The sequence below is a fragment of the Pseudanabaena yagii GIHE-NHR1 genome (assembly GCF_012863495.1).
Lineage (GTDB): Bacteria > Cyanobacteriota > Cyanobacteriia > Pseudanabaenales > Pseudanabaenaceae > Pseudanabaena > Pseudanabaena yagii.
The window spans coordinates 1,385,685-1,399,073 of record NZ_JAAVJL010000001.1 but is presented as its reverse complement, the minus strand read 5'-3'; the positions used below and the strand labels follow the sequence as shown (position 1 = coordinate 1,399,073).

Here is a 13,389-nt window from a genome sequence, read left to right as displayed (position 1 = left end):
CAGTCTATTTTGTTTTGAGCGTCGGAGTGCCTTACACATTCTGGACAATTGTGAGACCCTTCACTGACTCTTAGAACTCAACCACTCCAAAAAGTGTGAGGTAGGCTAATACTCCATACTTTTTGGAATTTAAGGGTTTTAAGCTTTGAGTTTATAGATTTGCTAAGCCCAAATATGTAATTTTTGTCGGTTCAATCTTAAATCGGCAGGGTAATACTTTTACTCCTCTGGCGATCGCCTCTGTGAGCAATCTGTCATATTCAGGATCAGCTTTAGCTCCTGCGGCAAAGCGATCGCAATCTCCCCGATTAATAAAGAAAATTAAAGCAGCGTTAGTATCTTCAGAGATTACTGACATGAGTTCGCGTAGGTGTTTTTGCCCTCGCGTCGTCACCGTATCAGGAAACAAGGCTAAATTGCCAATACACCAAGTTGTATTTTTTACTTCCACATAGGTTTTCTTGTGACAATTATCATCAGTCAAAAGAAAATCTATCCGACTCTTTTCATTGCCATAGGCAACTTCACTCTTGACAGTTGTATATGGCTCTAGTTCTGGTAGCAAATGGCGATCGAGCATATATCCAATCACTCGATTAGGAAGACTAGTATTAATACCTATCCATTCATCATCTAAATAAATTGCTTCCCAACTATAGGCGAGCTTACGTTTAGGATTAGGGTGATGGGAAACTAACACAGGACTACCAAGTTGGCATACCCCAGTCATAGGTCCTGTATTTGCACAATGGGCAGTAATTATTTCGCCATTCTCTAGTTCTATATCCGCAAAGAAACGTTTGTAACGGCTAACCAGACGACCTGCGATTAGCTCAGAATAAGTGTGAACTTGTGTCATTGATTATTAACTTTTTGCTAGCAAAAGAGATTCAAAGAAATTGTTAGAAGGGATGCTTTGCATCCCTTCTAACAATTTCTTTGGGTTTGGGGCATTGCGAAGGAATCTAGTATAGCAACGGTTTATCTTGCTATCACTTATTTTTAGTGGTGTGGCAAAGTCATACCACTAAAATCTGGGAATGGATTTGCTGGTTTAGTTTTATAAGCCTATACTCATTGGGAAATAGCTACAGTGCATTGCGCTGAATTAAAAACTAGAGAAATTTTTAAAGGTTCAGCTTGGGCTCTTGCGGATAAAAAATGTCCCACCAAAGTTATCTAGCTTCGACTTCGCTCAGCTAACGTTGGCTGAGCGAAGTCGAAGCCACAGGTACTTTAATTAATAGCAATTCCCTTGCCGTACTTTCAAAAATTTCTCTGTACTACTTCAAGCTTAAATAGGCTTTATAACAGCAAGAGAAATCCATTAGTGAGGAACTCGTCATATGGGAATCAAACGTAAACTGCATCGTCATTTAATCAAACTAGAACAACGTGATGGCGTGCTACAGGTTGTCGGTGGTAATAGTTGGTATTCCTATTTGCGTGATCCCTACCATCTCCTATTAACGGTTCCTTGGATTGGCTTTTTTGCGATCGTTGTCGGATTTGATATCTTTCTCAATGCAGTATTTGCTATTCTCTATTTACTAGATAGCAATGCGATCGCTGGTATCAAAGAAGTTGGTTTTTTAGAAGCATTTTTCTTTAGTGTACAGACTCTTGCTTCTATTGGGTATGGAGTGATGAATCCCCAAACTCTGTATGCCAACCTAATCGTCACCTTAGAATCGATCGCTAGTTTAATGCTATTTGCTGTAATTACAGGAATTGCCTTTACTAGATTTGCCAAGTCTTCTTCCCGTGTCATGTTTAGCCATGTAGTCACTATCCATGACTACAATGGTATTCCCACACTAATGTTTCGGACTGCGAATGAGCGAAAGAATAACATTCTCGAAGCGAGGTTGAGAGTTTATTTGATGATTGATGAAATTACATCTGAAGGTCAAATGATGCGTCGCTTGCATGAACTAAAGCTAGTCCGCGATCATTCACCGATATTTTTATTATCTTGGACAGTGATGCATACCATCGATGAGAATAGTCCCCTCTATGGCATAACTATAGAGACTATGGAACGATTAAATGCTCAAATTCTCGTTTCACTTACTGGTGTTGATGAAACCATAGAAGGAACAATTCATGCACGACATATGTATTCATCATCACAGATTTTATGCGATCGCCGTTTTGTCGATGTAATCCATATAGGCAAAGATGGACATCGATATTTGGATTACAGCCATTTCCATGAGACAACTGCCGTATGAAAGCAAATAAGGTTTCGACTAAGTAGCTGGGTGCAATTAAATATAAAACCCCAAAACCTGTGGCGCACGCTGCGCGTGCGCCACAGGTTTTGGTTCTGTTTTTTTAATTACGCCTAGCTACTTAGCCGACGATTTAATAGTGTGGCAAAGTCGCACCATTAAAAGCTGGTTATTTATCCCAAATGCTTAGTCTTTTAAGTAAATGCAAAGCAATGTAAACTCAATAATACTTAAAAATCATCGGCAACAATGTGCATAAAAATGCTAGGGACTCGAAAGAAAATAAGGAACCGATTTTTTATAGCTTGGCTTTGCCGCAGTACAAAAAATCTGGTTCTTTATTAAATTGCTGAAACCTAATCCCCAACTAATAGAAAAACTGTGAAAAAACTGCCATCCCCGATTAAACAAAATCTATCACGCAAGTTATTGGTTGGGTTCGGACTATCCCTAGTGATCATTGGGCTAGGTACATTATGGGTAACTTACACTTCCCTCAAACGAGACTTAGAGCAGCAGGTACAACAACGCGCCGAATCGATCACGCGAGGCTTAGAATTTGCCTCTGAGGGATTAATTGAAATTAAGGAAGCATCACTATTAGCCCGTATTGTCCAAAACTATGCCACTTTGCCAACTGTAGTTGAAGTTTCCATTGTTGATCCTGATGGGATGATCATTGCCCATAGTCAGAGCTTTATAAACAGTAATCGCTATGCTGATATTCAGCCATCCCTAGTCTCGGCAGTTAATCAAGCATCCCAATTAGGTAATGAGGTGCATCTTCGTACCACTCTCAATGGGAAGCCTGTCGTCATCGAGATTTTACCTTTTAGTAGCTTGTTATTTGGCAATTCAGGCAGACGAGGTGTAGCGATCGCGATTATGGATCTCGCGAAGATGGAACAAGACACATTGCGGAGTTTTGTCTCTTCGACCATCACAATGACAGTTGGTACGATTATTATCTTACTCTTTCTAGGATGGCTCATCCAAAAATTAGTACTGCGTCCCTTAGCTAAACTCAATCAAGCCATCACCCAAAGCAACCAAACCGAAGACTTTCTACTTCCAGATTTACCTCATGATGAAATTGGATTTCTGGGGGCTAACTTTGCCAAAGTGTTTGGACAGGTCAAGACTTACAAAGAGATGGAATTAGAAATTGTGGAATTGGAACTACGGGAGAAAAATCGATATTTAGATGCAGTCTTACTGGATTTGCAAGACATGAAATATGCGCTCGATCGCAGTGCCATAGTTGCCATCACCAATATTAATGGTGAGATTACCTATGTCAATGATAAATTTTGTGAGGTTTCTAAATACAGTCGAGAAGAGTTGATTGGACAAAATCATCGCCTCTTCAATTCTGGATATCATGCCCCAGAATTTTTTGCGGCTCTGTGGACAACTATCATCAATGGTCATGATTGGCGCTCTGATATCCGTAACCGTGCCAAAGATGGTTCTATTTTTTGGGTTGATACAACCATCGTGCCATTGCTCAAGGGAGCAGAGCATCCCCAGCAGTTTTTATCAATTAGCCAAGACATTAGCGATCGCAAACGTGCTGAGCAAGAAATGCGTCTCTTAACCGAACGTTTGGAGCTAAATAACCGAGAGTTACAAGACTTTGCCTATGTCTCATCCCATGACCTACAGGAGCCACTCCGCAAGATTCAAGCCTTTGGCGATCGCCTGAAAACAACAAATGGAGATGTCCTCAATGAAAGAGGCAAAGATTATCTAGAGCGAATGCTCAATGCCGCTAACCGTGCTCAAGTATTAATCAATGATCTATTAGCATTTTCACGAATCACCACTAAAGCCCAATCCTTTGTCCCCATTTCCCTTGATGAGGTACTAGAAGGAGTTCTCTCTGATCTAGAGGTGCGCGTTGAGCAGACAGGGACAACCATTGTCTGCGCTCCTCTACCAGTGATCGAAGCAGATCCTAGTCAAATGCGGCAACTGTTCCAAAACCTGATCAGTAATGCGATCAAATTCTGTAAGGACAATGTTGCGCCAATTATTCAAATCCTTGTGCAAATGATCCAACAGGACGATCATGACTTTTACGAGATTCGGGTCATTGATAATGGCATCGGACTCGATCCCAAATATAGCGATCGCATTTTTCAGATGTTTCAACGCTTGCATGGGCGAAATGCCTATGAAGGTACAGGCATCGGATTAGCCATCTGCCGAAAAATCGTCGAACGGCATGGTGGTATGATCACAGTCGAGAGCCAAATTGACCAAGGCGCAACCTTTATCATTACCCTACCCTTAAAACAAGCTACAGTAGAAGACTATGACTAAAAAAGGACAATCAGTCACAATTTTGGTTGCTGAAGACGATGAAGATGATCGAATGCTGATGCAAGATGCCCTAGAAGAAAATCGCCTCGCTAACGATCTCCATTTTGTATGTGATGGAGAAGAACTCATGGATTATTTGCGGCATCGAGGTCAATATAGCGATCCCAAAGTTGCCCCACGTCCTAGTTTAATTTTACTAGACTTAAATATGCCCCGCAAAGATGGACGGGAAGCCTTAAAAGAAATTAAATCTGATCCCGCCCTCAGACAAATTCCTGTCGTAGTACTGACTACCTCCAAGGCAGAAGAAGATATCCTCCGCACCTATGATCTCGGGGTCAGTTCGTTCATTGCTAAACCTGTAATCTTTGAATCTATGGTACAGATTATTAAAGCTTTGGGCAAATACTGGTTTGAGATTGTAGAATTACCTGACAAAAAATAGATTTTCATCTCTATTTGGAATTAACCCAATCATCATGGCGCGACAAAAGTGCAAGGTTTTACTAGTAGATGATGACGAGGATGATTACATTGTTACCCGTGATTTTTTAAGCGATGCAGAGCAGTTCAATTTCCAACTAGATTGGGTTGATAACTTTCAGGCAGGGCTAGATGAAATCGCGAAAGATCAGCATGATGTATACCTACTCGATTATCGACTCGGCAAAGAGAATGGTCTAGAACTATTGCAAGAAGCAGTCAAACTCGGCTGCCATAAACCAATTGTGCTATTAACAGGACTTGGAGATCATGACATTGATCAACAAGCTATGAAAAGTGGGGCATCGGACTATCTCGAAAAGGGGCATATGCTCAGTACAATTTTGCTGGAGCGAGCAATTCACCATGCCATTGACCGTAAACGCTTTGAAAATCGGCAACTCGAACTCATGTCCGAGCTTGCCACGGCAAATCAAGAGCTGAAAGACTTTGCCTATATCGTCTCCCATGATCTCAAGGCTCCTTTACGTGGGATTGCTTCCATTGCTACTTGGTTAAGCCAAGACTACCGCGATCGCATTGATGAGGAAGGGCAAGAAATGTTGCAGTTACTGGGTGGACGAGTGCGGCGCATGAGCGATCTCATTGATGGCATTTTGCAATATTCCCGTGTGGGGCGGGTGCAAGAGGAAAAAAGCGCTGTTAATCTTCAAGAATTACTAGAGGACGTAATGGATATGATTGCTTTACCCTCCAGTATCGAAGTTGCCATCAAGACGGAATTACCTACAGTCATAGCTGTCAAAACCCAAATGCAACAGATCTTTCAAAACTTACTGAGTAATGCGGTTAAGTACATTGGTAAGCCAGAGGGAAAAATTTGGATTGGGCATACTCCCAAAAATCGCTACTGGCAGTTTTATGTCAGTGATACGGGTATTGGTATTGATGCTAAATATTTCGATAAGATTTTCCAGATTTTTCAAACATTATCATCCCAAGATTCCAGCGAGAGTACAGGAGTTGGGCTAGCCATTGTCAAAAAAATTGTCGAAATCAATGGTGGTAAAATTTGGGTAACGTCGGAGGTTGGGCAAGGTAGCACATTTTTCTTTACTCTACCCAAGTCTGTTTCAACAATTGAGGACAAAATACAATGAGAAGTTGCGATCCAATTTTACTTGTAGAAGATAGTCTCATTGATATCATGATCCTCAAGCGAGGTCTAAAGGAAATCAATGCCCACAATCCCCTCCATGTTAGTAATGATGGAGAAGATGCTCTCCAGTTTTTAAAAGAACAAACGCAAACACATCCTGCCCTGATTTTGCTAGATATCAATATGCCTCGTATGAATGGGCTTGAGTTTCTGTCCATTATCAAAAAATCTCCTCAGTGGCGGCGAATCCCTGTAGTCGTCCTGACTACCTCTCAAGAAGAATGCGATCGCAAAGCTAGTTTTGACTTAGGCGCAGCAGGATATGTTGTTAAACCATTAAGTTATCCTGACTTTGTTGAGCATCTAAAGGTAATATATGAATATTGGTGCTTAAACGAATCTCCTCAATTACCTCATTAAATGAGGAATGTTACAGGTTCACTGATGGATATCTCTATAGTCAAGAAGGCAAGACTAAATCGATGGCTCCAGATAGTTATGATTCAATATCACCACAACCAATTCGAGTTCTCCTTGTAGAGGATGACCAAATTGACTGCATTGCTTTTGTCCGCAGCGTCAAACAGGAGAAGTTGCCCTATGACTACACAGTGGCATATTCGCTGGCGGAAGCCAAAAATGCTTTAGAATCTCATTTGTTTGATATTGCAATCCTCGATCACTCCCTAAAAGATGGCACATCGCTAGAACTATTTGGTGTACTCAAAGCGCGAAATTGTCCATTTATTATCGCTACAGGCACTGGGGATGAAGAAACTGCGGCGAGGTTGATGAATGAAGGGGCTTATGATTATTTGATCAAAGATCCTGACCTCAAATATCTCAAAATCTTGCCTGCTACTGTCTCTAAAGTCATTAATCGCAAGCAAGCAGAGGAGCAGGTACGCATTCTCAACCATGCGATGCAAAGTGCCAAAGATAGCATTTATATCGCTGACCTAAATGGGAACTTACTGTTTATTAATGACTCTCTTAGGCAAATCTGCAACCTTGAAGGGAAGGATCTAATTGGGAAACCGATGGATATTCTGGGGCAGCCATATCTACAAACTTTGGTCACTGCGCCATCACTTGAAAACTATGCGATCGAAGCCGAGATCTCGATGCGCCGCTCCAATGGCAGTCTATTTCCTGCATTACTATCGGAATCATTCATTCAAGATGGAGAGAAACTGATTCGAGTTGGTTTGATTCGCGATATTACCGATCGCAAAGCTGCTGAGATCGCTCTCGCTAAAGCCAAGGAAGAGGCAGAAGCTGCAACCAGAGCTAAAAGTGCTTTTCTTGCCAACATGAGCCATGAAATTCGCACACCGATGAACGGGATGCTGGGGATGACACAGTTACTTGCCATGACTGAACTCACTGAGGAACAAAAAGACTTAGTACAGACTATTCAATACAGCAGTGATGCTTTGTTGACACTCCTAAATGACATTCTGGACTTTTCTAAGATTGAAGCAGGAATGCTGGAGTTAGAAGAACATCCATTTATTGTTAAAAATAGTGTCCAATCGGTATGCAATCTCTTGAATGGACAAGCAAGGGATAAAGCAATTAACCTTAGCTATCAGGTAAGTGATGATATACCGCATACGCTGATGGGCGATAGTTCGCGTCTACGCCAAATCTTGCTAAATCTGATTAGTAATGCCATTAAATTTACGCAGCAAGGTAATATTGCAATCACGGTCAGCGGTCGAGACCCTGACAATCAGAGTACCTATGAACTCACCTTTGCCGTTGCGGATACAGGAATAGGCATCGATCGCGATCGCTTAGTCAAACTATTTCAACCATTCTCTCAAGCGGATTCCTCGATTAGCCGCAAGTATGGCGGTACGGGACTGGGGTTAGCTATTTGCAAACGCTTAGTAGAACTGATGGGAGGGACAATTTGGGTCGAGAGCGATAGCAATATCGGTGGTAATCCTCCTTTAGATTGGGAATTACGCAGAGTTACCCCTAATACTGAGGGTTCTATCTTCTACTTCACCATCTCACTGAAGAAATCGGAATTACCCGTCGTCGTTACTTCTCCCTATCAAAATGCCAAATTAGCGATCGCCAATGCTCATCCATCATCTTTACAGATTTTAGTAGCTGAAGATAATCAGGTAAATCAGAAATTAGCACTCTTTATGCTCAAAAAGCTTGGTTGTTATGCAGATATCGCTAACAATGGCATGGAAGTATTAGATATGCTCAAGCAAAAACTCTATGATGTCATTCTCATGGATATGCAAATGCCTGAAATGGATGGCATTACTACTACCCAAATCATTCGTATTCAGTCCAAACATCAGCCATGGATTATTGCGATGACCGCCCATGCGATCGGGGATGCCCGCGAGTCCTGTTTAGATGCGGGGATGAATGATTACATTAGTAAACCCATTCGACTAGAAGAACTCACGCAGGCTCTAATTAAAATAAGCAAGCTATCTCCCATCACCTAAAAATCGCATTCACCGATTACAACTACAAATTACGAACCTCTGCTAAGATCAAGACCTACGGTATCGGCTCCCAATTATTGATACTGCTAGAAGTTACATATTTCTGTCTCTGAATCCGTCTAACACCAATTTCAACAATGGGAGCATTCCTGTTGAAGCTTTAAAATCCCCCTGATTAATTTTTCTGTAAGGTTTTAGATTCTTAGAACTGCCGTAAAACTCTAAGAATTGGTACGACTATCAAATGGCAACGCTAACAGCGACAGACCACGTCAAAAAGTTGGAGTTCTATGTCCTTTTCTGCTTTAGGCTTGTCCGATCAAATTGTCCGTGCCGTTACTGCACGCGGCTATACCAAGCCCACACCGATTCAATCTCAAGCGATCCCCGTTGTCCTCTCAGGTCAGGATTTACTAGCTGGTGCTCAAACAGGTACTGGCAAAACCGCAGGATTTACCCTGCCTATTTTGCATTTACTCTCGCAAAAGGTCGTCAAGCGATCGCCAACGGGCAAGATCCCCATTCGAGCTTTAATCCTCACCCCCACCCGTGAGCTTGCCGCCCAAGTCGAAGAAAGTGTGCGGATGTATGGTAGACATCTGCCCCTCACCTCAATGGTGATTTATGGCGGCGTGAATATTAATCCCCAAATTAATCGCCTCAGAGGTGGGGTAGAAATTTTGGTGGCAACCCCCGGACGATTGCTCGATCATGTGCAGCAAGGACGACTAGATCTATCCAAGGTAGAAATCTTGGTATTAGATGAAGCCGATCGCATGTTAGATATGGGCTTTATTCGTGATATCCGTCGGATTCTGGCTCTATTACCCAAGCAACGCCAAAACCTATTGTTTTCAGCGACTTTCTCCAATGAGATTAAAGCCTTTGCCAGTACTTTGCTCAATCAGCCTGTGCTCGTTGAAGTCGCTAGTCAAAATGCAACTTCGGATTTAGTCACCCAGAGAATTTTTCCTGTCGATCGCGATCGCAAGCGGGAACTACTGACCCATTTGATCAAAACTCACAACTGGTATCAGGTCTTAGTCTTTACCCGTACCAAACATGGAGCCGATCGCTTAGTTAAGCAATTGCATCAAGATGACATTGTGGCGATGGCGATTCATGGTAATAAGAGTCAAGCCGCCCGTACCCGTGCGCTCGGTAAATTTAAGGATGGCAGTTTGCAAGTCTTAGTTGCGACCGATATCGCAGCGAGGGGCTTGGATATTAGCGAACTTCCCCATGTGGTCAATTACGAATTGCCTAATGTGCCAGAGGACTATGTGCATCGTATCGGACGCACAGGTCGCGCTGGTTCTGTCGGTGAGGCGATTTCATTGGTATGTGTGGATGAGCGTAAGTTCCTCTCAGATATCGAAAAATTAATTAAGCGATCGCTACCTCAAGAAATCATCGCTGGTTTCGATCCCGACCCTCGTGCTAAACCTGAGCCTATTCAACTGGGAAGACAATCAAAACATCAACCGCGACGTGGACAAAGGGAGCATAATCCTACCACTAAGCCATCATCACAATCACCCAGCAAGTCTCCAAGCAAACCACAAAAGAAAGCACCTAGAAGCGTTAATTCACATTAAGAATTCTGCGATTTAATTTTAGTGGTGTAGCTTCGCTACACCACTAAAATTCGGTTCTTGATTTTCTTACACATCCTTAATGAAGTTATAGATAATTCAAATAAAAAATAGGGCTTCGACTCCGCTCAGCCATCTATATACGTTGGCTGAGCGGAGTCGAAGCCTCTTTTACCTTATTTAGAACTGCTATATTAGCGTTCCGCAATTAAAGAAGAACCCAATTTTTGATGGTGCGGCTTTGTCGCACTATCAAAAATTGGGTTCTTCTTTTACGATAGCAATTCTGAATGTTTTGAGAGAGTGCTTTCTCGAAAGGACACACAATCTCAAATATAGTTGTTTTAAATAATTTGCAGAGGGGCTTCGACTCCGCTCAGCCATCGGTGTAAGCTAGCTGAGCGAAGTCGAAGCTGTAGTTCTTATTTGAATTATCTATAATCAAAAGTGAAGTACAGAGTTGTTTCCCTGCTCGCGGTGGGAAAACAACTCGAATATTCCTATGTTAAGATATAAGACTTAGAAGCCTGACTCACACATGGATTGTATATGGGAATGCACCTTTGTCTCGAATTGCTTGCAACCTCGATTCAGCAACTGCATGATCTAGAGCATATTGCAACATCACCCGTATCAACTCCTACCGAAATTGAAGTAAAAAACATTTCCTTAAAAAATGCACTTCATGTTCTGCAATCTAGCTTAACAGAACTAGAAATTTCACAGCGATCGCTTGCAGGGGAACTAGATCGATATCGTGAACTTTTTGACTTCGCCCCCGATGGCTATTTTGTCACCGATGCCAATGGGGATATCACCGAAGCTAACCGAGCTGCAACATTGATGTTTGGTTCGCATCCCATTGGCAAAAACTTAGAGAACTTTGTCTATCCATCCTACAAAGATCAATTTCAAAGCCTGATCGGGCAGCTTCAACGCGGACAAAACATTAAAAGCCTAGACTTTCGGATGCAATTTCCAACGGGGCAACCCTTTGATGCTAGCTTTACGATCATTAGCATCCGTGCCCTTGATGGAAAAGTAATTGGAATGCGCTGGTGGATTCAAGACATCACCCAACGTAAACAGGAAGTAGAAAAGCTCCAACAGTCCCATCAACGTTTAGAGATTCGCATTGCAGAAATGAATGCCAAACTCAATCTCATGGATCGTCAGATTCGCGTAGAAAGAGAAGAACAAAGACGAATTTCTCGCAGTCTTGCCCGTAATGAAGCCAAATTACGGGCGATGATGCAGCATTCTTCAGATATCGTTAATATTCTTGATATTGATACAACAATTCACTATTGCAGTCCTGCCATCATTAAAGCCCTAGGCTATATGCCTGAAGATGTGATCGACAAGAAGTTTGTGAAATTCATTCATCCTGAAGACTTGCCAGTTTTTCAAAGTTTTCTCGCGCAATCAGTCGATGAGATGTCCGTATCCACCCCAATTGTGATGCGCTATCAACATATCAATGGTGATTGGGTTTATCTAGAGTCAGTTTGCTGTAATCTTTTGCAAGATCCTAATGTCCAAGGCTTAGTGATTAACTCCCGTGACATTACCGAACGCAAACGCACAGAATCAGCATTACAGGAAAGTAAAATCAGACTGGATGCGATCGCGTCGAGTATGCCCGCAACCATCTATCGTCTAGCGATGAACTCTGATGGAAGCATTTCTATTCCATTTATTAGTGATGGATTAATCGATTTAGTAGGCATTGCTCCTCGATATATCCTCTCTAATCCTTATCAGTTACTAGATTTCATTCATCCTGAAGATTTGGATCATTTCAAAGCGCTGATTAAGGCTGGATTTGATAAACTTGCCACTTTCCGCCATGAGTTTCGGATTATTGCCATTTCGGGAGAGGTAAAATGGGTACAAAATATCGCACGCTACTATCATACAGAGTTAGGCAAAGTCATAGCTGACGGTGTATGCATTGATATTAGTGAAAGGGGTGAAGCAGAATCAAGCCTCCAACGGACAAATGAACTTTTAAGAGCAGTAATCAAATCTGTCCCTGTCGCGATCGATATCATTAGTCCCGAAGGAAAAATCCTGCTCTGCAATGCCGCCGCTGAAAAACTCTTTGCCTTAAATACTTTAGCGATCGTGGGTTATCCCAATGCAGCACAAGTACCAGACTTACAAACCGCAATTCTTGATACTTTAGCTGGTAAACCCCTTGATCGGGTACATATGGATATTGAAATTCGAGATGGTAGTTGGATTAGCATCAGTATGTCTACGGTTCTCGTTCATGACTCTAACGGACAAATCATAGGAGTCTTAAGAATTATCGAGAAATTAGGCGATCGCAATGCTCAACATACTTCGCAGAATGGATGGTCAATTGAACCACCGCGTAGTAATTCAATAGTTCCATTGGGAACAGATGCGATCGCTAATGCTGGCGCTATTAACGCGAATGCATTACTCATTCAATATCAAACTGGACAACGTAACTTTGCAGGTTTAGATTTGCGCGGGGCTTATCTCGCTGAAATGGAATTACCGCAGGTAGACTTTAGCGGTGTGGCTTTAAATGGTAGTAATTGCAGTCATACAAACTTCCAATATGCCAATATGCGTGGCGCAGATTTACGTGGTGCAAATTTGCAATATACAGATTTAAAGTGGGCAGATTTGCGCGGGGCAGATTTGCGTGGTGCAGATTTGCGTGGTGCAGATACCACAGGTTCCATAACTGACGAAAGTAACTTTCTAGGCGCTCTGTTATCAATTAGTTAACTGATGTTACGTGGAAGGAATCCTGCGATATTGAAGGATCGGGGCTGGCACGGGGGCACAGCCCCTAACCAAAATTTAAATTATTCAGGTAGTCGCCATCCCCCCTTGGTTGCCCTGCTAGGCTAGCAGCAAGAAATTCATCATCTGAGTTCCACGTAATATCAGTTAATAATGTTTGTTGCTAAATAATCACCAAAATATAGGCGTGGTATATTGACACTTGAGGAATCGAGTGAATGCAAAATTATGGTTGTCGTATCAGTCAAGCCTGTCAGATAGCATCACATCCTTCAAGAAACCTGAGACTAAGATTTTCGTCAAACTCTTTAATTAGATAACTTAACTTTTTAAAGTTTTTAGGACTTACGCAATGCTAACGAATTTAC

General features: G+C 42.1%; 9 protein-coding genes. 8 read left to right on the top strand and 1 reads right to left on the bottom strand.

The window, feature by feature from the left end:
* Positions 1-151: 151 nt before the first annotated feature.
* Positions 152-859 (bottom strand): DNA/RNA nuclease SfsA, encoded by a 708-nt coding sequence (gene sfsA / locus HC246_RS06575; RefSeq protein WP_169362684.1) that lies wholly within the window; start codon positions 857-859, stop codon positions 152-154.
* A 487-nt stretch (positions 860-1,346) separates the two neighbouring features.
* Here sfsA and HC246_RS06570 point away from each other — a divergent pair, with 487 nt between their 5' ends.
* The 8 genes from HC246_RS06570 to HC246_RS06535 all read left to right on the top strand — a co-directional run bounded on the left by HC246_RS06570 (position 1,347) and on the right by HC246_RS06535 (position 13,003).
* Positions 1,347-2,234, top strand: coding sequence for an ion channel (locus tag HC246_RS06570; RefSeq protein ID WP_169362683.1), 888 nt, complete (start codon positions 1,347-1,349; stop codon positions 2,232-2,234).
* Positions 2,235-2,615: 381 nt separating this feature from the next.
* On the top strand, positions 2,616-4,559 hold the full coding sequence (locus tag HC246_RS06565) for a sensor histidine kinase (RefSeq protein ID WP_169362682.1): 1,944 nt from the start codon (positions 2,616-2,618) through the stop codon (positions 4,557-4,559).
* A complete protein-coding gene (locus HC246_RS06560; protein ID WP_169362681.1) occupies positions 4,552-5,004 on the top strand; it encodes a response regulator in 453 nt (150 codons plus the stop codon). Before HC246_RS06565 ends, HC246_RS06560 begins: the two co-directional genes overlap by 8 nt.
* A gap of 34 nt (positions 5,005-5,038) precedes the next feature.
* Positions 5,039-6,163: a sensor histidine kinase gene (locus HC246_RS06555; RefSeq protein WP_169362680.1), complete on the top strand. Its 1,125-nt coding sequence runs from the start codon at positions 5,039-5,041 to the stop codon at positions 6,161-6,163.
* The gene (locus tag HC246_RS06550; protein ID WP_169362679.1) at positions 6,160-6,582 is read left to right on the top strand and encodes a response regulator; all 423 of its coding nucleotides are present in this window, start codon (positions 6,160-6,162) and stop codon (positions 6,580-6,582) included. Before HC246_RS06555 ends, HC246_RS06550 begins: the two co-directional genes overlap by 4 nt.
* 62 nt (positions 6,583-6,644) lie before the next feature.
* Complete coding sequence (locus tag HC246_RS06545) at positions 6,645-8,642, top strand: response regulator (protein ID WP_169362678.1); 1,998 nt, start codon at positions 6,645-6,647, stop codon at positions 8,640-8,642.
* A 290-nt stretch (positions 8,643-8,932) separates the two neighbouring features.
* Positions 8,933-10,240 carry a DEAD/DEAH box helicase gene (locus HC246_RS06540; RefSeq protein WP_169362677.1) on the top strand — a complete coding sequence of 436 codons (1,308 nt, stop codon included), beginning with the start codon at positions 8,933-8,935 and terminating at the stop codon, positions 10,238-10,240.
* A 546-nt stretch (positions 10,241-10,786) separates the two neighbouring features.
* On the top strand, positions 10,787-13,003 hold the full coding sequence (locus HC246_RS06535) for a PAS domain S-box protein (protein ID WP_169362676.1): 2,217 nt from the start codon (positions 10,787-10,789) through the stop codon (positions 13,001-13,003).
* Positions 13,004-13,389 lie beyond the last annotated feature (386 nt).